The organism is Chitinophaga pinensis, assembly GCF_007896845.1.
Classification (GTDB): domain Bacteria; phylum Bacteroidota; class Bacteroidia; order Chitinophagales; family Chitinophagaceae; genus Chitinophaga; species Chitinophaga pinensis_C.
In genome coordinates this window covers 187,793-210,056 of the sequence record NZ_VOHS01000002.1, presented here as the reverse complement: position 1 = coordinate 210,056, position 22,264 = coordinate 187,793, and the positions used below count along the sequence as shown (strand labels likewise).

Sequence of the window (22,264 nt, the reverse complement as noted above, 5' to 3'; positions counted from 1 at the left end):
ACAGTCAATTAAATCGAAATATTATTATCCCCGCCTCCCATTACTTGCTGGGCCAGGTCACTAAATGCTCCTGGTGAGAAATTTTCAAAGAACTCCTGGTACTTACCTTTATCCCAGATTTCAATCTTATTTGTCGCCGCAGCCAGCACAATGTCTTTCTCGAGTGAGGCGTAGGCCATTAAGTTTTTTGGTACTAATAATCTCCCCGCGCTATCCAGTTCACATATTGTTGCCCCATTTAAAAAGTAGCGCCTGAATTCTCTGACTTTCGGATCGAAGTCGTTTAACTTGCTGATCTTCTCAAAAATTGGCTGCCATTCGTTCATGGGATACAAAGACAAACATTTTTCAAAACCCCTGTTGATGACAAACTGCTCTCCTGCGCTTTCTGCCAGTTGCTTTTTGAAGCCTGCCGGGAGTAGAAAGCGACCTTTTGCATCCAACGTAGCTTCATATTCACCGAGAAAGCCTGTCATAATTGGGGGCGAAAGTCCTTGAAAAACATTTTCTAACACAAAATAACACTTTTTCCCACTCTCTAACGATAAAATGAAATATAAATTTTTTCCACAGCAATATTTTGCCTATTATATTGAGTCGCATGGCATTTATTATGCATTGATTGTGAGTTAATGTTAGTAACGTGTAGATAGTGTGTGAATAAATGTGCATTACGTGTTTATAACCTGAATTACATAGGATATTCAAAGTCCCAATAGGCTCCGCCAGTACGTAGTTCTACGTATTTCGCCCATATTTAACATCAGTTATTCACATTTTCGAACTTTTCACATTCACATGACAGTGAGGTTAACGGTGTTTAAGCAGTATGTAAGTAACTTTTTTGTGTAGTTTTTGTAAGGCTTCCTTAAATTCACCACCGGGGTATATCCGGATGAAAAAAGAGGAAAAGGAAGTCCGGAGTACCACTAAAAGGGTGGTGATATAGCTTATGAATCAATATGCCGAAACAATAAAACCCAGTTTTAATTCTGATTTGATATTAGTTTGATAATACTCATCCTTCGTTGATCCTTCGTTCATGAACGAAGGATCAACGAAGGATGAGTATTATCAGGAGACGATCTGAGTAACAACAGATCAATATCTGGTCATGATTTCTTTGGGAGCTTCCTCCAAAACCATCTCGCTGTGGTAAAATGTGGAAAACCGCGTTTCTGGTGGAAAAAAGTGGCAATTCCGGTTTCCGGATCCTCCGCTTTTACAAAATTTTAACAGCTTCAATTCTTGCCCTACCTTACATTTACATTTAATTCTTAACTTTGCCCTCTTTTATGCGGAAATTAGTTTTATACATTTGTCTCTTTGTAGCGGCCACAGCTGCGGTATCATGTAATACCGAGCTGCGCAGAATTGAAAAAAGCAAGGATTACGAAGCGAAGCTTGCGTACGCCGATAAGCTGTATGCGAAGAAAAAATACATGACTGCTCAGACTTTGTATGAATCTTTATTCCAGGTATACAAAGGAACTGACAAGTACGAACCCATGTACTATAACTACTGCTACTGCTCCTACAAAATGAAGGATTATGTGCAGGCCGGGTTCTATTTCAAAAACTATCTGGATAACTTCCCAAACAGCCCGCGTGCGACCGAAATGGACTACATGCAGGCTTATTGCTACTACAAACAATCTCCTAAAGTAGCACTGGACCAGACCAATACCCAGAAGGCAATCGCTGCTATGCAGACCTTTATCAACAACTATCCGACGTCCGATAAAGTACCTGAAGCTAATCTGGTAATTGAACTGTCCCGGAGGAAACTGGAAAAGAAAGAATACAACAACGCTGAATTATACTATAACCTGGGTCACTATCAGGCAGCTGCCATCACTTTTAAAAGCCTGATGCGTAATTTCCCGGATTCTGACAAGAGCGATTCTTATAAGTATATGGCTATCAAGGCCTATTATAACTATGCAAAGAATAGTGTATGGGAAAAACAGAAAGAGCGTTATGAAGATGTACTGAGCGAGTATCTGGACTTTGCAGACCACTACTCCGCCAGCAAACTGAAAGGAGATGCCGAAAAATATTATACCTTAGCGCAGGGTAATATTAAGACGATAGATAGCTACAACAAGCCCGACCGTAGCAAAAAAGAAGAGAAAAAGGCGAAAAAAGCAGTGAACAAGGCAGAAAAAGATACTCAGACGAGTACTGAATCTAAAAACAATTAATAATCACAATAATTCCCTGGAGAATGAGCAAAATAAAAAGAGGTCTCACCAGCAGCATTAATCCGATGGTTGAAACTAAAAACACCACCGAGATCAAGAGCAAAACTGGCAACCTGTATGAGTCTATTGCAGTTATCGCAAAGCGCGCCAACCAGATCAACATATCTGTGAAGGAAGAACTGCACTCCAAGCTGGAAGAATTTGCCAGCCACACAGATAACCTGGAGGAAGTGCATGAGAACAAAGAGCAGATCGAAATCTCCCGTTTCTATGAAAGAATGGCTAATCCTGCCATTCAGGCAACCATGGAATTCCTGGAAGATAAGATCTACTTCCGCAGAAACGACGACGACTTATATAGCTAAGTAGTTTGGCTGAAAAATATCTAACTTCATGGCGGCAGAATACACTTTCTGCCGCTTTTTTTGTTTAATAGCCAATACGGTCATGCTTCAAGGAAAGAAAATATTACTGGGTGTATCCGGCAGTATCGCTGCCTATAAAGCTGCTACCCTCGTACGCCTGCTGGTAAAAGAAGGCGCTGACGTAAAAGTGGTTATGACACCCTCCGCCTGTGATTTTATTACGCCGCTAACCCTGGCTACGCTCTCCAGACATGAAGTGCCCGTTACAATCAGCGATAACCAGAGCTGGAATAACCATGTAATGCTGGGGCGTTGGGCTGATGTGATGCTGATAGCACCCGCCTCTGCCAATACACTTTCCAAAATGGCTAACGGCGCCTGTGATAACCTGTTGATGGCAACCTATTTATCTGCAACCTGTCCGGTACTTTTTGCACCTGCCATGGATGAAGATATGTGGCATCACCCGGCCACCCGCGCTAACATTTCCAGACTCCTGTCATACGGTCACCAGCAGTTGCCGGTGGAAAAAGGCGAACTGGCCAGCGGTTTGTTTGGAGAAGGAAGAATGGCAGAACCTGAGCATATTGTACAATTCCTGCATACACATTTTAATAATCAGTCATCTGCTGATAAATCAGTGCCTGCTACACAGTCGGCTGATCAACAATCATTTAATGGCAATGAGCAGCCCCTCAAAGGAAAAAAAGCGCTGGTGACGGCCGGTCCGACGCAAGAACCGCTGGACCCTGTACGTTATATCAGCAACCATTCCAGTGGTAAAATGGGGATCGCTATTGCCGATACCCTGGCAGCCGCCGGAGCAGAAGTGACGTTGGTACTCGGACCAACAGGTTTATCGGCAGGTCACCCCTCCGTTAAAACGATCCGGGTGGTGACGGCAGAAGACATGTTCAAAGGCAGTGAAGCGCATTTTTCTCAGTCCGACGTCATCGTGATGGCAGCTGCCGTAGCCGATTATCGTCCGAAACATGTAGCTGACATCAAAATGAAGAAAGGAGAAGGGGACGCCCTGACCCTCGAACTGGAGAAGACCAAAGACATCCTGCGTACATTAGGGGCTACCCGGACTGACAAACAGGTGCTGGTAGGATTTTCTCTGGAAACCAACAACGAACAGGAATACGCATTAAAGAAGCTCCGTGAAAAACATCTGGACCTCGTAGTAATGAATTCCCTGAATGATAAAGGCGCCGGCTTTAATCATGATACCAATAAAGTAACCTTGTTCAGCAAAAAAGGCGATGCAAGAGAACTACCGCTGAAATCCAAACAGGAAGTGGCACAGGATATTGTACGCTCAATTGTAGATATCCTGCATACAAATGCTGCTCCTCTGATCGTATAAATACATTGCTCTATATAACTCAGAATGATCACAATGGCAACGAACGCTTACTTATGGTGCGCAAAGCATAAATCCCATTGCTTTGCCCTGCTGATGTCGATGATGGGCATTTTTCTGGGCTTGTCTGCTGTACAGGCACAGGAGCTCCGTGCAAATGTGACCGTCACTACCGGCGGTAAGGTAAATAATAATACCAGCAGAAAGGTATTTACCACTCTCCAGAATGCAATGAAAGAATTCCTGAACGGCCGCAGATGGTCGGATGAAGGCTTTGCACCGGGAGAGCGTATTGAATGTAATTTTCTGCTGACCATTACTGAGGATCTGGGTAACAATACATTCCGGGCCAATCTGACGGTACAATCCACACGTCCTGTGTATAACGCCGGATATCTGAGCAGTACGCTGAACATGCAGGATGTGAATGTGGCTTTCCGCTATGTAGAGTTCCAGCCACTGGAATTCAGTGATAACAGGGTGGTGGGTAATGATCCGCTGGCGTCTAACCTGACAGCGATTCTGGCTTATTACACCTATATTATCCTCGGACTGGATGCTGATTCTTTTGCACCAAGAGGAGGAGATGACTATTTTAAGAAAGCGCTGAATATCGTGAGTAATGCACCCGATGGTAAGGAAATTTCCGGATGGAAACCTTTTGAAGGCAACCGTAACCGTTACTGGCTGCAGGACAATCTCCTGAATGTCAAATTCAGCCGTTTCCATGATGTAATGTATCAGTATCACCGTCAGGGAATGGATATGATGTATGAGGATATGAATAAAGGACGTAATGCAGTAATGAACTGTCTCAGTATGTTGTATGCCGTATATCAGGATATCCCCAACTCTATGCTGATGGCTGTGTTTTTCAGTGCAAAGTCGGATGAACTGCAGAAGATCTTTGCGAAAGCACCTCCACAGGAAAAAACACGTGCAGCACAATTGCTGGCACAGATGGACGTAACGAATGCTGCGAAATATCAGCAGATGAAATAGCTTTGCATCCTTGAAGAAGAAAATCTGTATGTATAGAATATTAGTGGTTTGCCTTGTATTGCTGTTGGCAGCATGCGGGGAAGCAGAAAAAGTACCGAAAGGCGTTTTATCCAAAGAGGAAATGCGTGACGTATTACTGGATATGAACATGGCTGATTCCTATGCCGGTCTTGAAGAAGATGGGGTAAGTATCGTTGTAAATGATTCCATCCGTAAAGAACGTCTGAAGGTCTATTATCGTCAGATCCTCGATCTGCATAAACTCACTCCACAGGAGTTTAACCACAGCTATGCCTATTATGAATCTCACCCCGACAGATTCAAAGCGGTATATGATATGATGTTTGCGGTGATCTCCAAACAGAAAGAAGGGCTCGATGCCGATGTGCGCAATAAAGAATATACTACCAATATCAACTCCCTTTTGCCGGTTAATAATAATACCATAATTTGGAGTGGACAGGACACATTAATTCCATTTGTTAAGAAAAATAAGAGAAGTATCAGTTCGCCCGTTATTCCGCCTGCCAGCAGGTTACCAGAACCGAAGCCGGTGAAACTACGCTCCTGATCTGCTCTTGATAAACATCACCAAAACATGAATAAAGTTGTAGCCAATGCCGACGAGGCATTGCATGACATCCGCGATGGCGCAACCCTGATGCTGGGCGGATTTGGTTTGTGCGGGATCCCTGAAAACAGTATCGCAGCGTTGGTACGGAAAGGTACCCGTGAGTTAACATGTATCTCCAATAATGCCGGTGTAGATGAATTTGGTCTGGGTCTCTTACTCAAAACGAGACAGATCAAAAAGATGTTATCATCCTATGTAGGCGAAAACGCTGAATTTGAAAGACAGTTGCTCTCCGGAGAACTGGAGGTAGAACTGATCCCACAAGGTACGCTGGCAACACGTATTCAGATGGCCGGGATGGGTATTCCTGCATTTTTCACACCTGCAGGTTACGGGACAGAGATCGCGGCGGGAAAAGAGGTACGCGAGTTCAATGGTAAACACTATCTCATGGAAATGGCCCTGCATGCTGATTTTTCTATCGTTAAAGCATGGAAAGGTGATACTATGGGCAATCTGGTATTTCGCAAGACAACGCGCAATTTCAGTACTTCTATGGCCAAAGCAGGCAATATTACCATTGTTGAAGTGGAACATCTGGTACACCCCGGCCAACTGGATCCTGACCAGATACACGTACCGGGTATCTATGTACACCGCATCTTCCAGGGAAGTAACTATGAAAAACGCATCGAGCGGAAGACCGTAAAAATGGGTTAATCCCTTTTGTTTACTGCAACCTCAAACCGGAGAATCAATATGTCTTTAGATAAATATGGCATCGCCAAAAGAATAGCGCAGGAACTGCGCGATGGAATGTATGTGAACCTTGGAATAGGCATTCCTACACTTGTTGCGAACTTTATTCCAGCGGATATATCTATCATGCTGCAATCTGAAAATGGATTGCTGGGCATGGGACCTTACCCGGAAGAACATGATATAGATCCTGATCTGATCAATGCCGGGAAGGAAACAGTTACTGTGCTGCCGGGAGGCGTATTTTTTGACTCAGCGGAGAGCTTTGGTATGATCAGGGCCGGCAAGGTAGATCTGACTGTATTGGGCGCTATGGAGGTATCTGATACAGGCGATATCGCCAACTGGAAGATACCAGGTAAGATGGTGAAAGGAATGGGTGGTGCAATGGATCTCGTAGCTGCTGCAAAAAATATTATCGTTGCCATGATGCATACGAACCCGAAAGGAGAGAGTAAATTACTACCAACGTGTACGTTACCTCTGACAGGCGTGTCTTGTGTGAAAAAGGTGGTAACGGAATTGGCTGTACTCGATATTACACCTGCAGGCTTCCGTTTACTGGAGCGTGCACCGGGTGTCAGTGTGGAGGAGATCATAGCAAAAACGGCGGGAAGACTTGTTGTGGAAGGGGATATACCGGAAATGAAACTGAATTAGGAATTAACAATCAGAAATCAGGAATTACATGCGGTGAAGATTGTCGTGGCGTAAATTCCTGATTCATGACGGTTAATTCGTAATTGAATAAACGTTGTTACCAAATTTTTTTAATCTTCATAAGTATTATCCCTCATATTTGCAATACCCTTAACTTGCTATTGTATAATAAAACTAATTCAGCATCTTTGCTGAGTCAACAATTGTTAGTAACGAGAGCAGCAATTGTTGAGAGTAAAACAGAAACGGCATTCTAACTATTAGCGTAAACAGAGAAAAAAGTTCTTCTGTAGTAAACCAAAATAAATAAATCGTACAATGCGCAAGCATTGTTTATTGTCTGTGAACTAAAGAGAATCAAGCAACACTATAAATCGAGTTACCACGTATGTACCTAATTTAAAATAGGAAAGAAATTATTGAATAGTTATCAGTTTGGACTTATATATGCAAGAAGTATATATGTTCATGTCATGTGACTGTTCGTCGTGTCCTATTTATCCTATACTGTTTATTTTATCAAGTAATACTGTTTAACATGTAGCTGTGCGCATCAGCCTGAGGGCTATCCTTGCGTATGCAGATCCGGTGCGGATATCGTGTCATCAACAGCTTTATTACAGGGTTATTGTCATAGCAGGCGTTCGTCCGGGCACAGGGCCGGGAAGGACCCCTGTCCTATGTGAAAAAAAGACGGTTATCCGGTTTTATGCCGGGTAACCGCTACCCATTTTTACCCCATGAAATTTCCGTAACTTAACAGTCCAATTAACGCTAAAGTGTTCGAAGTGCAATCGGGGTTTCTATGTTATAACGGTAAATTTATTGGGGCGTCCGAACCTATATTAACGGCCGACAACCGTTCCTTCCGCTATGGAGATGGTTGTTTTGAGACCATGCGGGTGTATCAGGGACGGGTCCTGCTGGCAGATCTGCACTTCGAAAGACTCATGGCCAGTATGCATCTGCTGCATTTTGATGTTCCCCAGCATTTCACAAAAGCATATTTCATCAGACTGATTACAGAGCTCTGTGTGCGTAATGGCAATGAGCGGCTGGCAAGGGTAAGGCTGACGGTATTCCGTTCAGACGGTGGTTTGTACGATCCTGTCAACAACCTGCCTAACTTCATTATTCAGAGTTGGGAATTGAATCGTCAGGTACTGGAATTAAATACAACAGGACTGGTACTGGATATCTTTCCGGATGTCAGAAAGTCGAGCGATAAATATTCTTCCATCAAGTCTAATAATTGTCTGCCGTATGTAATGGCTGCCATGTATGCCAAACAACACCGCATTAATGAAGCAGTGTTGCTGAACCCTTGCGGCAGGGTAGCAGATACTACCATTGCAAATCTTTTTATTGTACATGGACGGCAAATTATTACACCTCCGTTATCAGAAGGAGGGGTATGTGGCGTGATGCGTAAACAGCTGTTACGGATGGAACTTCCATTTACTGTGTCAGAAAATCCCATTACTGTAGCGGATCTGGAGAATGCAGATGAGATATTCCTTACGAATGCAGTGACTGGTATCAGATGGGTCAGCTCATTCCGTGACAGTAGTTATGGCAATGCTACTGCAGTGATACTACATGAACTCATACATGAAGGATTATAAATCCGGGACAATTACTATCATAAATACAACTTAAGCCTGAAACCGCATGGCAGTGGCACATTTTTAGCGACACTATTTTATATTTTTCCAATTTATCTTGGTGCCGAGATTGCTTACTAGCTAATTAACGTGAATGCAAAACTAACCACCTTTATGCCTCCAACTGTAAATTTATGCTGGTTGCGGCGTGATCTGCGTTTGCTTGATCATGCAGCATTATACCATGCGTTGAAATCAGGGAATCCTGTAGTACCGGTGTTTGTATTTGACACCAATATTCTGAATGATCTGGATGATAAACACGACAGACGTGTCACATTCATTCATGATGTACTGGAAGATCTGCAGGAAAAGCTCAGTAAACTGGGCAGCACGCTGGACGTATTTTATGGTACGCCACAGCAGGCATTTGAACATTATACCAAAGAGTATGATGTACAGGCAGTTTTTACCAACATCGATTATGAGCCTTATGGAGTAAAACGCGACAACGACATCGCAAAGATGCTGAAGGCAAAAAACATCCACTTTCATCTCTACAAAGATCAGGTGATATTTGGTCCTTCAGAGGTATTGAAAGATAACGGTCAGCCATATACGGTATTTACTCCTTACAGTAAAAAATGGAAAAGTCTGTTGACTGATTTTTACTTAAAACCTTATCCTGTTGAAAAGTACTTCAGGAACTTTTACAAACAAAAAGTAAAGAAAATTCCCAGTTTGCGCGCGCTTGGATTTCAGGCCGGATTCAGGGGCTTTCCACCTGTGAAGGTAAAAGACAGTATCATCAAAAATTACGACAAAACACGCGATATTCCGGGCATAGAAGGTACTTCACATCTGGGTATACATCTGCGTTTTGGTACTATCAGTGTCCGTGAACTGGCAGATCGTGCGAATACCCTGAATGAAACTTATCTCGGAGAACTGATATGGCGTGATTTCTTTCAGATGATCATCTGGCATTTTCCACATGTAGTCACACAGGCTTTCCGTCGTGAATACGACAACATTCAATGGCGGAATAATGAAAAAGAGTTTCAGCGCTGGTGTGACGGAGAAACAGGCTATCCGATTGTGGATGCCGGTATGCGGGAACTGAATACCACTGGTTTTATGCACAACCGTGTGCGTATGATCACAGCCAGTTTCCTCACGAAACATCTGTTGATAGACTGGCGTTGGGGAGAAGCTTATTTCGCGAAGAAACTACTCGATTATGACCTTGCTGCCAATAATGGTAACTGGCAGTGGGCAGCAGGTTGTGGTTGCGATGCAGCACCTTATTTCCGTGTGTTTAATCCTACTTTACAGACACAGAAATTTGATCCTGATTTTCAATACATCAGGAAATGGGTCCCTGAGTTTGAGGAACTGACATACGTAAAACCAATGGTGGTACACGAACAGGCGCGAAAGAGAGTATTAGAAGTTTATAAAGCAGCTTTGGCTTCATAGGGTCAACGTAATAAGAAGCCCGCCTTTACATACCATTAAGACGCAAAAGAGTCCCATAGATTTCATCATCTGTGGGACTCTTTTTATGTCATGAGACAATACTAACGTTTATGCATATACAGACATGAGTCTGTCCACTGCTGCTTTACCTGTTTCTCCCAGTCCGAGACTGAAATCATTTACATAAAGATCGATATGCTGACGCATCACTTTTTCATCCATTTCCTGTGCATGTGCGGTAACATAAGACGACAACTGCGGATAATGTTTGAAAGAATATTGTAAGCTATCATGAATCAGCTGATCTATTTCCTGTTTGATATGATCAGGGATGTCTTTGCGGATGAAGATACCTCCTAATGGAATAGGGCTGCCGGTTGTACTTTCCCAGTATTCACCAAGATCGATGATCTTTACAAGACCTCGTTGCTGATAAGTGAATCTGTTTTCATGAATGATCACACCTGCATCTACTCTGCCATCCAGTACTGCATTTTCGATGTCTGAAAATAACAGTACTTCTTTGTTCTTCGCTTCAGGAAATGCGATAGAGAAGAGCAGATTAGCTGTTGTGTTTTCGCCGGGAATAGCGATTTTGCAGTTTTTGATTTCTTCCTGCGGAATATCTTTTTTGGCAATCAGCAGTGGTCCGCAACCTCTTCCAAGCGCACTACCGCTGTTGAGCAGTTCATACTGATCTTTTACCTTCTGATAAACGCCGAAGCTCAGTTTTGTAATTGCCAGTCTACCCTGCATGGCCCATTTGTTCAGCGTCTCAACATCTTCCAGTTGTGTGTTGAACGTTAAGCCTTTTGTGTCAATTTTATTGTTCACCATCGCATCGAAAATGAAAGTATCATTCGGGCACGGTGAGAATCCCAGTGTTAGTTCCATCGTTCAATATATTTAATCAATGCATCATTCAATACTTGTATAGCCAATGGTATTTTCCATTTGCTTTTGTCTCTCACCTCCACATAGTTGGAGATGCTGCGCAGCTGGAAAAAAGGTATTTTTTCCTGCAGACAGGCATAGTGAAAAGCGGCGCCCTCCATACTTTCTACTGCTGGTGCATACTTGTCGAGCAACAGCTGACGTGTACGTTCACTGCCACTTACGGTGTTAATCGTGACACCTGCTGCCTTCGGCAGTTCAGGAAGAGCAGGAACGCCAGCGAAAGTATTGATTAACTGACGGTTGGTAAAAGGTGCCTGATCTGGCTGCCAGAGCTGTATATCGAACAGATCTTTGTAAGCCTGATCATCTTCTACGCCCATGTCACCCAGCTGTTCGCGGTCAATAATCACTACTTTTCCCATTTCCCACGAATGATCAAAGCAGCCGGCAATACCTGCCTGTATCACAAGATCAGGCTTGCTGGTGGCAAAATACCGGCCCAGCTGGTAGGCAGTGTGCATCATACCGATACCGCAAACGAGCGTGCTTATCTGGCAATTCTGGTATTGGCGACCAGCCAGATGATCTATAAGTGGTTGGATTTCAAAGGGAGTGGCAGCGATGACCAAAATTTTCATGTTGCAAAGGTAGGGCTTTTGGTGCAGCGATCGACTATGATCGAATTATTGTAACTTTGCGAAAAATATAGAGTTAATAATGATCTATTTAACGCGTGTGGAGAACTTCAATGCGGCGCATAAGTTATCCAATCCCGCTTGGAGTAAGGAAAAGAACGAGGAGGTGTTTGGCAAATGTGCTAATGAAAACTGGCACGGTCATAATTACGAATTACACGTAACTGTAAAAGGTACACCTGATCCGGAAACCGGATTCGTCTTCAACGCAAAAACGCTGGGCGTTCTTATCAAGGACTTTATTGTAGAGAAAATAGACCACCGTAATCTGAATATGGACGTGGATTTCATGGTGGGTAAATTTACTTCTGCTGAAAATCTGGCGATTGGCATCTGGGACCAGCTGACACCACATTTACCGGAAGGTGTGCAGCTGCATTGTATCAAGTTATATGAGACGCCCCGCATCTACGTGGAATATTTCGGCGTAAAATAAGTTGCGGTAGCAAGTATCCCATACCCTGCACGGGCATTCAGAAATGTTGATTATCAGATTAAGTTAATTATAGAAATGGCTTATAATAAGATCGAAACGTATGATGAAAAGGTAACTAATGACCTTATTCAACATTACAAGAGCAGCATAGAGTTATTAGGCGAAGATGTAGAGAGAGAAGGCTTACAAAAGACGCCGGAGCGGGTTGCCAAAGCTATGCAGTTTCTTACTGAAGGCTATCAGATGGATGCGAAAGCAATCCTTGAAGGTGCTAAATTTACTGAAGCATATAGTGAGATGGTGATTGTAAAGGATATAGAATTATATTCTTTATGCGAGCATCATATGCTGCCATTCTTTGGTAAAGCACATATCGCATATATACCGAATGGATATATCACCGGTCTGAGTAAATTGGCGCGTGTGGTAGACGTATTTGCCCGCAGATTGCAGGTGCAGGAACGTCTGACGCATCAGATACTGGACGCGATTCAGGAGACATTGCAACCGCTGGGTGTAGGGGTCGTGATTGAAGCGCAACATCTTTGTATGATGATGCGTGGTGTACAGAAGCAGAACTCCGTTACTACTACTTCTGCTTTCTCCGGTCAGTTTGAAGACGGCAGAACCAGAAACGAGTTTATGCGTTTGATTACGAAATAATATTCTTGCTATAATAAAAACAGAAGAGCGCCTGGCAGTAGTCGGGCGCTTTTCTTATTATGCAGACGTGTTATTTCAATGCCTTGATTGCTTTTTCGTAGACCAGCTGGCAATAGGTACTGTCTTCGATAGCAGCAGGTAATACCAGTGTATAGTTCCATGTATCGTGCAGTATGAGTACGGCCGGATAAGGATCTATGGCTTCTTCAACTTCCTCTTCTGCTTTATTCATAATCTCCATTTTATACTCCAGGTTATTGACCCTGCGGGCAATGATGCTGAAACAACCTTCGCCATGTTCATTGGTGACATAGCCGTGTTGTTCATAATCGTCGTACGTCTGTCTGTCTTTAGCCAGAAAGTATTCGTAGACTTCCTCTTCAATGGCAGCTATTTCTTCGACGATCAATTGTCTGTCGTTTATTTTCAGATCATCAACGAAAGACGAAAAGAACTCGTCAAACCCTTTGTTCGAAATAATGCTGTAATCATTTCCTGTAATCATGGTCTCAGTCATTTTAATCCTTTTTAAATAGCATTTTTCCTTAAGATGATAAGCGAACAGTGCAGGAGTAGGGATGGTAGGGGCAAGTAGATGCAATTTACTGAACCGATGTTAATAATAGCTGCTTTTGAGCCCGGAATTTTGATATATCATAAAGAGTATGAATATTTGCAATCCAATGACCAAGATATATGTATTAATAATAATGCATATGGGAGTCAGGTCATTGTAAACCAAATCAGATGAAACACGCTTACGTTTTTCCAGGACAGGGTTCTCAGTTCCCGGGTATGGGCAAGAATCTGTACGATAGCAATCCAAAGGCAAAAGAGCTTTTCGAGAAAGCTAATGAGATATTAGGGTTCCGTATATCAGATGTAATGTTTACCGGTACAGAAGAGGACCTGAAACAGACCAAAGTGACACAACCTGCTGTGTTCCTGCACAGTGTGATCGCTTTCCTGTGTGCAGAGCCTGCAGCTCAACCAGATATGGTAGCAGGTCACTCACTGGGTGAATTTTCCGCTCTGGTAGCAAATGGTACACTCACATTTGAGGATGCTTTACGCCTGGTATTTATCCGTGCTACGGCCATGCAGAAGGCCTGTGAACTGCAGCCATCCACAATGGCGGCTGTACTGGCACTGGACGATGCGAAAGTAGAAGAGATCAGTGCTGCGGTGACCGCAGAAACCGGTGAGGTAGTGGTTGCGGCTAACTATAACTGTCCTGGTCAGCTGGTAATTTCCGGTTCCATCAAAGGGATCGAGGTGGCTTGTGAGAGAATGAAAGCTGCCGGTGCAAAAAGAGCATTGGTATTGCCTGTAGGTGGTGCATTCCACTCTCCGCTGATGGCACCTGCCAAAGAGGAGCTGAAAGCAGCTATCGATAAGACAACTTTCAGTCAGCCATCCTGCCCGGTATACCAGAACGTGGTTGCCAAAGCAGTAAACGATCCTGCTGAAATCAAGCAGAACCTGATCGATCAGTTGACAGGTGCTGTACGCTGGACACAGTCCGTACAGGCAATGGTAGCTGATGGTGCAACAACATTTACAGAAGTTGGTCCGGGTAAGGTATTACAGGGTCTGGTGGTGAAAATCCAGAAGGATGCTGTAGTTAACGGAATCAATTAATAAATCATTAATTAACAATCAGGAGTCAGGAATTTACTCCGCAGCAATCTTAGCTGCATTATAATTCCTGATTCCTGATTGACAAATTCCTGATTAAAAATCTATGCTGGCATTCCACCACTCAGGATCGAATGAGGCATTCAATTTCTTATAAAACCTGATAGCCGGCTCATTCCATTCCAATACCTGCCAGTTGATGCCATTGAACTTCTTTTCCTTTACCTCTTCGAATAGTCTTTCAAATAGCATATGGCCAATACGTTTTCCACGGAAGCTTTCGGTTACAACCAGATCTTCCAGATATAAACGGCAGCCTTTCCAGGTAGAGTAACGAATGTAGTAGAGGGCAAATCCGACAATGGTCTCAGTTCCATTGTCAGTATGAACGGCGGCAAATGCTTTCCATACCGGATTTTCACCAAATCCGGCAGCTTCAAATTCTTCGAATGTAACGGTAACAGCGTCAGGTGCTTTTTCATACACTGCGAGCTCCTGTATGAGCTCCATGATCCTCGGACAATCTTCTTTTCGTACGTCCCTGATAGTAATTTTTTCCATGATCCTTCAGGATTATTTGACTGCAACTGGTGGCAGGTGCAATATTTTTGGTATTTTGGTGAAGATAGTAAACTAAACTTATATCCATGAAGGATATCCTGCTCAGCTATGCAGCTTATAACCTTTGGGCTAACAATAAGATAGCGGATGTATTAAAAAAGCTACCGGATACACAGCTGGACCAGGAAACAGGCAGCAGCTTCGGCACCTTGCGTAAGACGGTTTACCATATGTGGGATGTGGAAAGTCTGTGGTACCAGCGTTTGCATCTGGTAGAACAGGCAGTTAAACCTTCTCCCGCATTTGAAGGCTCCTTTCAGGATGCCTGTGCCCGCTGGCAGGAACAGTCGGTGAAGCTCGCAGACTGGGTCAGGACGGTACAGCCCGTCAGACTGCAGCATGTAGTGGCTTATTACGATACCCGGAAACAATATTGTAAATCAACCGTTATAGAAATACTGATGCAGGTGTTCAATCATGCCACGTATCATCGCGGTCAGCTTGTAACCCTGTTGCGGCAGGCCGGTATTAATAAAATTCCCGTTACTGATTACAGCGAGTTTACGAGAGGCAGAAAATAAGCCTCCTGACTGCTGATCAGCACAAAGGCAGACAACTATATTTCAATGAACGCTCAATCATTTTACGCGAATGTACCTCGGCATCTGGTAGCAGTAGATTGTATTATTTTTGGATTCCAAAACAGCAAACTTAAGCTGCTGATCATGCAGCGAAAAGTAGACCCCATGCAAGGTGAGTGGTCGCTGATGGGTGGTTTCCTCCAGAATGATGAAAGCGTGGATGAAGCCGCGGGAAGGGTGTTGAAACAAACAACAGGTCTCGAAAATATCTACATGGACCAATTGTCCTGTTATGGCGACGTGACCCGTGACAGTGGTGCAAGGGTAATCTCCATGGCATACTATGCCCTCATCCGCATCAGCGAACATGAGCAGAACCCTACCCAGCACTTCAGCGCGCACTGGCTGGAACTACATCAGATACCAGACCTCATATTCGATCACCGCCAGATGATTGCTGATGCACTGAAAAAACTCAGGGATAACGCACACTTTCATCCGATCGGATTTGAACTGCTGCCGGAGAAGTTCACACTCTCTCAGCTGCGTAGCCTGTATGAAGAGATCTATCAGAAAGAACTGGATAAAAGGAACTTCCGTAAGAAAATACTCTCGATGAACGTGCTCGAAAAGCTGGAAGAAAAAGATAAAACAACCTCAAAAAAAGGCGCACATCTATACCGTTTTGACAAAGAGAAATATGAAGAATTAAAGAGAAGAGGATTAGTCTTTGAGATATAGCAGTATCTTGTAACTGAAGAAGCTAAGTCATGAAAAAACCGGAAACAGCGCTTCCCAAACCCGTAAAACTATGCTATAGTCATATCGGCGGCAAATTTGGTCAGCTACTGGCAGAAGCGTTTATTGAAAATGGTTGGATCGCAAAGAATGGACCTGATGACAAACATTATTACATCACAACAACTGGTGAACAGGAATTTGCCCGCATGGGTATCGATCTGTCTCAGATCCGGCCCTGAGCACCGTTGGCTAGCAGCTATCGGGAGATAGCTTATCACATCTTATTGTACATTTCTTATAAGCTGCACATATTAATTGGTCTTATGATCGCCCTCGCCGGCTGTTTTATCCGGCAGGAAAAAGCTTTCGCACAGGTCAACGTCATCCGTCAGCTGGAAGGAGCCACCCTCACCACCACTGACAGCGCCCGTTATGTAGATCTCATGAATCAACTGGCAGGGCAATACCAACATCGCCAACTCGATACCTGTTTCTTTTACCTGTGCCGCGCAAGGGAAGTCGCTCAGCGCCATGGCTATAAACGAGGAGAGGCTGCCGCCTACCGCGGTCTGGGAAGTTATTACACCTACCGAGACAATAGTTACCTGTCTTTTCGCTTCTATATTGACGCCCTGAACCTGTATAAAGAACTGGGGGATAGTGCCGGAATTTGTCAGACCAGCATGCACCTCGGCGTATACTATCAGTTCGAAAAGCAGTATCAGGAAGCCGCCAGTTATATGAAACGGGCCATGGGAATGAGCGATCGCCTGAAAAATGATACCATCCTCCGCATGCTGCTGGCCAATTATTACTTTATTTATGCCAATGATCTGCGTGCAAACCGCAGCAGTGACTTCATTGATAAAAAACGGGCTTATCAGGCACTGGCTACTGCCCGACGGATGGCTACCAAAGCAGAAGATGAGCGACTGCTCATTTATACCGGTATGCTACAGGCGCAGGAGCTGATATACGCTAACATGGACGTTGCCGAAGGACTCGCCAGACTGACTGCACTCACCACTGAGGCAGAAAAAAAAGGTTATATCTATCACGCGATGTATGGCTATTCCCATCTGGCCTCTTATAAAGCCCGTAACAAGCTGGCGGACTCTATATCCGCACAGCGGGAGATGGCACGTCTGGCCACTATCGGCGGGTTCCGGGAACTGGCACTGCCGGTTGTTGCCAAACTATATAACTGGTACGATGCCCGCCATGATGAAGATTCTGCGCAACTGTACGCGAATATGATGCTCGAAATCGTAGAAAAAGACGAGCAGAGTAAAACGCAGGGCGAACTGGATTACATCGATTATTACATGCAGGAGAAAAAGCTCCGGGCCTTACAGCTGCAACATGATTATCAGCAACAGATACTTGATAAGAAAGCGATGGAAAGCCGTAACCGCTACGGCGTTATTATCTTCCTGACTGTACTGTTAGTGCTGATCATCCTGTTACTCGCAGATGTCAACCGCTCTCACCGTCGTTCCCGCGAAAACGCAGCCAGACTGGGAGAAAAGAACCGGGAGATCAGTGAGAAAAATGCCCTGCTGCAAACACAGGATGATTTTAAAAATAAACTGATCTCTTTAATCGCACATGACTTCCGGGTACCACTGAATCATATCATAGATATCACCAATCTGCTGAAAGATCATTCCCTGTCTTTTGAAGAAGCAACGGCCCTGTTCAGAAGACTGGAAACGAAATCAGCACATACCCTCCATATATTCGATAGCATTCTGCGCTGGATCAGATCACAACTGAGCGGATTTGTCTATACGCCTGTTGTTTGTCAACCGGCAGATATGATACAGGAAGCACTGGAAATATTGAAGGACAACTGTATTGAGAAAAGATTACTGGTGACAGTAAACATTCCGGACGAGGTGGCCTTAATGGCTGACAGGGAAATGCTGCAGTTCGTACATCGGAATCTGTTACACAATGCCATTAAGTTCAGTCCTGCCGGTAGCGAATTAAAAATCACTTCTTCCGTTACCGGCGACTACGTTACCATCGCCATAGTAGATGAAGGCAGAGGGGTAGATCCGGAGATGCTGCCACATTTATTTGAATACCGGAACCGTGAAAAGGGAAGTGGGAAATCCAAAGGAGGCGCAGGCCTGGCACTTATTATCTGTAAGGATTTTATGGACAAAATGGGTGGCGTTATCCGGGGAATGAACAACACAGGAAAGGGTAGTACGTTCAGTTATACTCTGCCCGTGGCGAAAGCACAGCAATAGCATACAAATTTGAGACGCGTCTATATACATATCATTTTCTTCCTGCTGGCCGGTATACTAAGCGGCGGGCAACTGACTGCACAAGATAAAGTGATCCGTCAGCTAAGGAATAATTTGTTACAGCAGACCGACAGTATTGCCTATACGGATGTGCTGAACCAGCTGGGTATGCAGTATCATCTGAGTAATATCGACAGTTGTTTCTGGTATGCCGTAAAAGCGAGAGGTATTGCCACCCGGCAGCATGACACCCGGGGACTGGCAGGAGCACTGAATAACCTCAGTATTTTCTATGCCCTGAAAGACAACCAGAAGCAGGCAATCGAATATGGGTTTAAAGCCTTGTTGTTGTACCGCGAACTGGAAGACCAGCCCAATATCTGTCAGATGCTTATGAATCTCAGTGTATATCATTTCTTTGAAGGTATGAAGCCGGAATCAGATCAGTATCTGTATCAGGCCATGAACCTCGGAAAGACGCTGGCGCTGGATTCTATATATAGTCTGGTACTGATCAATTATGCCAGCCGTTTTCAGGATGACAGCACCCATCGGGATTCGGTGAAATGGGCTGTGGAAAAGTCAAAGGAGATTATTAGAAAATACCCCGGCAACAGAGATATTTACTATATACAGGCTTTTGAGGCGGATGAATGGATGAAAGAAGGAGAAGGTGCCAAAGCGGTGCAACGTATCAATGAACTGGCAGATAAAGCCCTGAAAGAGGGCCTGATCGTGGTGGCTATTGACCTGATGGACCATATTGATATGTACCGCCAACACGGATATCCTGCAGATGCTGTGCCGGCAAAAGAAAAGGCCTTTGCCATTGGTGTTCAGGCAGGTTATCTGAACATGATGCTGCCAACCGTGATTAGCCTGTACCGTCACTATGCGAATAGTAATAATGAAGCTAAGAAAGCTTATTACGGAAAGGCATTACTGGAGATTGTCCGGCAACGGTTACGGTTGAGATCCAGTAATCACATGAACTATCTGGATTATTTTCTGAAAGAACAGGAGCTGAATGAATGGCAGCTGAGTAATAAAGTACAGGAGCAAAGAATTGCCCGTACCATCCTGAAGCGAAAAAACCGTCAGCAGTTAATAGGCTTCCTTGCCGGATTCCTGTTACTGATGGCTGGATTTACACTGGCACGTTACCGGTCTTATAAGAACCTGCGCAGACAGGAACAGTTGTTACGCGAGATGAATGATGCGATCTCAGAAAAGAATCAGCAGCTAAGTGTACACGATGATTTCAAAAATAAACTGATTGCAATTCTGGCGAGGGATTTCCGGGAGCCACTGAATGATATTATCCGGGTATCAGCCCTGTTCCGCAATAAAGACATGGAACAGGCGCCAATGCAGCAAATCATTGATGAAGCGGTAATATCTTCCAGAAAAACACTGGTGATCTTCGATAATATCCTGCGTTGGATCAGGTCACAGTTATCCGGTTTTGTGTATAGTCCGGCGCCCTGCGATCTCCTTCAACTGTTTGAACAGGCCCTGCACCATACTGATCCTCAGCCGGTATCGCTGAATATCCCCCAAGGATTGTTCCTCGCCGGCGATCAGGAAATGCTGTTGTTCATCAATCGTAGTCTGTTACATTGTGCAGTAAAGCTTTCCGGTGGGCGCGGAGTTGTGGTTGTTAATGCGGAGGAGGAAGAGCTGGTAAAAGTGAGTGTTATATTCGACGTAAACGGATTGACACCTGCTATGGCGGCACATTTGTTTGAATACAGGAGAGGAGATGACCTGTCTGTAACGCTGGTGATCTGCAAGGATTTTATGGATAAGATGGGCGGACAGATCAGCGCGGAAGTTGTAGGACAACAGATGGTGATAAGGTATGGACTGCCACTGTTCAGTTAAGGCAATGTTTGTAATAAGGTGTTGAAATACAGTGAAGATGAACAGGGGAAAAAGACAAAAACAAGAGATCTGTCAAAAAATAAAAGGACAGGCGTTTCTGTAGCAGAAGCACCTGTCCTTCATAATTTTAATACTTAGTACTGAATTACTTTGGATCGTAAGCCCATTTCAGATAGCTCGCTCCCCAGGTAAATCCACCGCCAAATGCAGCCAATACCAGGTTGTCACCTTTCTTCAGGTGCTTTTCGTAATCCCAGAGGCACAGTGGTAATGTACCAGCAGTGGTGTTACCATAGCGCTGGATATTCATCATCACTTTTTCTTCCGGCAGACCCATGCGCTGTGCTGTAGCATCGATGATACGCTTGTTAGCCTGGTGAGGTACCAGCCATGCGATATCATTTGCTGTCAGGTTATTACGCTCCATGATACCTGCAGCAGCTTCAGCCATGTTAGCAACAGCATATTTAAACACCATTTTACCTTCCTGGTATACATAGTGTTCTCTGTTAGTAACGCTTTCGATGCTGGCTGGCTGTGCAGAACCACCCGCTTTCATGTGCAGGTATTCACGGCCATGACCGTCGCTTTTCAGGATACTGTCTACGACACCAAGACCTTCATAGTTTGGTTCCAGCAGCACGCCTGCGCCTCCATCACCGAAGATGATGCAGGTGGTACGGTCTGTATAATCAATAATAGAGCTCATTTTGTCGGCACCGATCACCATAACTTTCTTGTAGCGGCCGCTTTCGATGAAACGGGCGCCTGTATCGAGGGCATAAAGGAAACCGGAACAGGCTGCGCTGATGTCAAAACCGAATGCATTTTTTGCACCTATTTTATCCGTTACAATATTGGCGGTGGCGGGAAACACCATATCCGGCGTAACGGTGGCCACGATCAGCAAGTCAATTTCTTCCGGGCTGATCCCTCTTTTACGGCATATTTCCTGCGCTACCGGTACACATAACTCAGAGGTCCCCTTACGTTCTCCCTTCAGAATTCTTCTTTCAGTGATCCCGGTACGGGTGATGATCCATTCGTCTGTTGTATCTACCAGTTTCTCTAATTCTTTATTAGTGAGCACGTAGTCAGGTACATAACCACCTACCGCTGTAATAGCGGCCGTTATTTTGTTCATATTAATAAAATAGATGTTTTAAACGAGCCGTAAAAATACATAAGAATTTGTAAATGTAAGTATAACGTTAGTTACTGCCCCGTTCTTGCTAAATTTTTACTAGGTTTGCCGAATATTAGAAACTATTCTACTCCTGTATGATTGCTTACCTCAACGGAAAACTGTCCTATAAATCCCCTGCCATGGTACATATTGACGTACAAGGGGTTGGATACGAAGTGCAGATCAGTCTTAATACCTATTCCCGCATACAGGGATTGGAAAGCTGCAAATTGCTGACCTATCTCCATATTAAAGAGGATGCGCATACCTTATATGGTTTTGCTGATGATGCAGAACGTCAGATGTTTCTATTACTGATAAGTGTCTCAGGCATAGGAGCTAATACTGCCCGGATGATGTTATCTTCCCTTCAACCAGAAGATATTCAGCGGGCTATCGCGATGGAGAATGAAAAAATGCTGGAAAGCATCAAAGGTATCGGCGCCAAAACGGCGAAAAGAGTCATTCTGGAGTTAAAAGATAAAATAAAGAAACAAAAAGACGTCGGCAACCAAATATCTGTAACACCAAACAATACAATTCAGGAAGACGCGTTAAATGCATTAGTCACTTTGGGAATAGCCAGAAACGTGGCCGAACAGGCTATAAACAAGGTGCTTAAAGCTGAACCACTATTGCTCGACCTTGAGGCGCTTATTAAAAAGTCGCTGAAAGGTCTATAAACATTTATTACCCTGACCTCTATAAAAA

The 22,264-nt window shown here is 44.2% G+C and carries 24 protein-coding genes; 18 read left to right on the top strand and 6 right to left on the bottom strand.

Translation table 11 applies throughout. The features are described from left to right. Positions 1 to 8: 8 nt before the first annotated feature. Positions 9 to 515: a division/cell wall cluster transcriptional repressor MraZ gene (gene mraZ, locus FEF09_RS02795; protein ID WP_261387302.1), complete on the bottom strand. Its 507-nt coding sequence runs from the start codon at positions 513 to 515 to the stop codon at positions 9 to 11. Between the two features lie 780 nt (positions 516 to 1,295). On the opposite strand from mraZ, the gene FEF09_RS02790 reads away from it, so the two are divergent. From FEF09_RS02790 to FEF09_RS02750, 9 genes are all read left to right on the top strand, one after another. Continuing rightward, the gene (locus FEF09_RS02790) at positions 1,296 to 2,204 is read left to right on the top strand and encodes an outer membrane protein assembly factor BamD (RefSeq protein WP_146303577.1); all 909 of its coding nucleotides are present in this window, start codon (positions 1,296 to 1,298) and stop codon (positions 2,202 to 2,204) included. A gap of 23 nt (positions 2,205 to 2,227) precedes the next feature. Further along, positions 2,228 to 2,569: a DNA-directed RNA polymerase subunit omega gene (locus tag FEF09_RS02785; protein WP_012794531.1), complete on the top strand. Its 342-nt coding sequence runs from the start codon at positions 2,228 to 2,230 to the stop codon at positions 2,567 to 2,569. Positions 2,570 to 2,651: 82 nt separating this feature from the next. Then, positions 2,652 to 3,938 (top strand): bifunctional phosphopantothenoylcysteine decarboxylase/phosphopantothenate--cysteine ligase CoaBC, encoded by a 1,287-nt coding sequence (gene coaBC / locus FEF09_RS02780; RefSeq protein ID WP_146303576.1) that lies wholly within the window; start codon positions 2,652 to 2,654, stop codon positions 3,936 to 3,938. 33 nt (positions 3,939 to 3,971) lie between these two features. After that, complete coding sequence (locus FEF09_RS02775; RefSeq protein ID WP_261387301.1) at positions 3,972 to 4,937, top strand: DUF4835 family protein; 966 nt, start codon at positions 3,972 to 3,974, stop codon at positions 4,935 to 4,937. A gap of 28 nt (positions 4,938 to 4,965) precedes the next feature. Beyond that, entirely contained in the window at positions 4,966 to 5,508 is a 543-nt protein-coding gene (locus tag FEF09_RS02770; RefSeq protein ID WP_146303574.1) for a DUF4296 domain-containing protein, read from the top strand. 27 nt (positions 5,509 to 5,535) lie between these two features. Continuing rightward, positions 5,536 to 6,231 carry a CoA transferase subunit A gene (locus tag FEF09_RS02765; protein ID WP_146303573.1) on the top strand — a complete coding sequence of 232 codons (696 nt, stop codon included), beginning with the start codon at positions 5,536 to 5,538 and terminating at the stop codon, positions 6,229 to 6,231. 39 nt (positions 6,232 to 6,270) lie between these two features. Further along, positions 6,271 to 6,930: a 3-oxoacid CoA-transferase subunit B gene (locus tag FEF09_RS02760; protein ID WP_146303572.1), complete on the top strand. Its 660-nt coding sequence runs from the start codon at positions 6,271 to 6,273 to the stop codon at positions 6,928 to 6,930. 788 nt (positions 6,931 to 7,718) lie between these two features. Next, complete coding sequence (locus tag FEF09_RS02755; RefSeq protein ID WP_146303571.1) at positions 7,719 to 8,555, top strand: aminotransferase class IV; 837 nt, start codon at positions 7,719 to 7,721, stop codon at positions 8,553 to 8,555. Between the two features lie 153 nt (positions 8,556 to 8,708). Next, positions 8,709 to 10,013 (top strand): cryptochrome/photolyase family protein, encoded by a 1,305-nt coding sequence (locus FEF09_RS02750; RefSeq protein WP_146303570.1) that lies wholly within the window; start codon positions 8,709 to 8,711, stop codon positions 10,011 to 10,013. A 108-nt stretch (positions 10,014 to 10,121) separates the two neighbouring features. Here FEF09_RS02750 and FEF09_RS02745 read toward each other — a convergent pair whose 3' ends face one another. Continuing rightward, the gene (locus FEF09_RS02745; protein WP_146303569.1) at positions 10,122 to 10,907 is read right to left on the bottom strand and encodes a 1,4-dihydroxy-6-naphthoate synthase; all 786 of its coding nucleotides are present in this window, start codon (positions 10,905 to 10,907) and stop codon (positions 10,122 to 10,124) included. Beyond that, positions 10,898 to 11,548: a futalosine hydrolase gene (mqnB, locus tag FEF09_RS02740; RefSeq protein ID WP_146303568.1), complete on the bottom strand. Its 651-nt coding sequence runs from the start codon at positions 11,546 to 11,548 to the stop codon at positions 10,898 to 10,900. The genes FEF09_RS02745 and mqnB overlap by 10 nt, the downstream gene beginning before the upstream one ends. A 79-nt stretch (positions 11,549 to 11,627) precedes the next feature. Between mqnB and FEF09_RS02735 the strand changes: the two genes are divergently transcribed. Together FEF09_RS02735 and folE are read left to right on the top strand one after the other, a co-directional pair. Next, positions 11,628 to 12,041 (top strand): 6-pyruvoyl trahydropterin synthase family protein, encoded by a 414-nt coding sequence (locus FEF09_RS02735; RefSeq protein WP_146303567.1) that lies wholly within the window; start codon positions 11,628 to 11,630, stop codon positions 12,039 to 12,041. Positions 12,042 to 12,116: 75 nt separating this feature from the next. Beyond that, positions 12,117 to 12,704, top strand: a complete 588-nt coding sequence (gene folE / locus FEF09_RS02730; RefSeq protein ID WP_146303566.1) for a GTP cyclohydrolase I FolE — start codon at positions 12,117 to 12,119, stop codon at positions 12,702 to 12,704. Positions 12,705 to 12,774: 70 nt separating this feature from the next. On the opposite strand, the gene FEF09_RS02725 is transcribed toward folE, so the two are convergent. After that, positions 12,775 to 13,221 (bottom strand): hypothetical protein, encoded by a 447-nt coding sequence (locus tag FEF09_RS02725; protein WP_146303565.1) that lies wholly within the window; start codon positions 13,219 to 13,221, stop codon positions 12,775 to 12,777. A gap of 230 nt (positions 13,222 to 13,451) precedes the next feature. Between FEF09_RS02725 and fabD the strand changes: the two genes are divergently transcribed. Beyond that, positions 13,452 to 14,345 (top strand): ACP S-malonyltransferase, encoded by an 894-nt coding sequence (gene fabD / locus FEF09_RS02720; RefSeq protein ID WP_146303564.1) that lies wholly within the window; start codon positions 13,452 to 13,454, stop codon positions 14,343 to 14,345. Positions 14,346 to 14,438: 93 nt separating this feature from the next. Here the strand turns inward: fabD and FEF09_RS02715 are convergent, their stop codons facing one another. Next, positions 14,439 to 14,903 carry a GNAT family N-acetyltransferase gene (locus tag FEF09_RS02715; RefSeq protein ID WP_146303563.1) on the bottom strand — a complete coding sequence of 155 codons (465 nt, stop codon included), beginning with the start codon at positions 14,901 to 14,903 and terminating at the stop codon, positions 14,439 to 14,441. 86 nt (positions 14,904 to 14,989) lie between these two features. Here FEF09_RS02715 and FEF09_RS02710 point away from each other — a divergent pair, with 86 nt between their 5' ends. From FEF09_RS02710 to FEF09_RS02690, 5 genes are all read left to right on the top strand, one after another. Next, positions 14,990 to 15,484 (top strand): DinB family protein, encoded by a 495-nt coding sequence (locus tag FEF09_RS02710; RefSeq protein WP_146303562.1) that lies wholly within the window; start codon positions 14,990 to 14,992, stop codon positions 15,482 to 15,484. A gap of 45 nt (positions 15,485 to 15,529) precedes the next feature. Further along, a complete protein-coding gene (locus tag FEF09_RS02705; protein WP_146303561.1) occupies positions 15,530 to 16,225 on the top strand; it encodes an NUDIX hydrolase in 696 nt (231 codons plus the stop codon). Between the two features lie 29 nt (positions 16,226 to 16,254). Then, the gene (locus tag FEF09_RS02700) at positions 16,255 to 16,464 is read left to right on the top strand and encodes an ArsR family transcriptional regulator (RefSeq protein WP_146303560.1); all 210 of its coding nucleotides are present in this window, start codon (positions 16,255 to 16,257) and stop codon (positions 16,462 to 16,464) included. Between the two features lie 84 nt (positions 16,465 to 16,548). After that, the gene (locus FEF09_RS02695) at positions 16,549 to 18,483 is read left to right on the top strand and encodes a tetratricopeptide repeat-containing sensor histidine kinase (protein ID WP_146303559.1); all 1,935 of its coding nucleotides are present in this window, start codon (positions 16,549 to 16,551) and stop codon (positions 18,481 to 18,483) included. A gap of 9 nt (positions 18,484 to 18,492) precedes the next feature. After that, entirely contained in the window at positions 18,493 to 20,367 is a 1,875-nt protein-coding gene (locus FEF09_RS02690; protein WP_146303558.1) for a sensor histidine kinase, read from the top strand. 145 nt (positions 20,368 to 20,512) lie between these two features. Here FEF09_RS02690 and FEF09_RS02685 read toward each other — a convergent pair whose 3' ends face one another. Then, positions 20,513 to 21,511, bottom strand: a complete 999-nt coding sequence (locus tag FEF09_RS02685; protein WP_012794512.1) for a beta-ketoacyl-ACP synthase III — start codon at positions 21,509 to 21,511, stop codon at positions 20,513 to 20,515. A 137-nt stretch (positions 21,512 to 21,648) separates the two neighbouring features. Here FEF09_RS02685 and ruvA point away from each other — a divergent pair, with 137 nt between their 5' ends. Beyond that, positions 21,649 to 22,236, top strand: coding sequence for a Holliday junction branch migration protein RuvA (ruvA, locus tag FEF09_RS02680; RefSeq protein ID WP_146303557.1), 588 nt, complete (start codon positions 21,649 to 21,651; stop codon positions 22,234 to 22,236). Positions 22,237 to 22,264 lie beyond the last annotated feature (28 nt).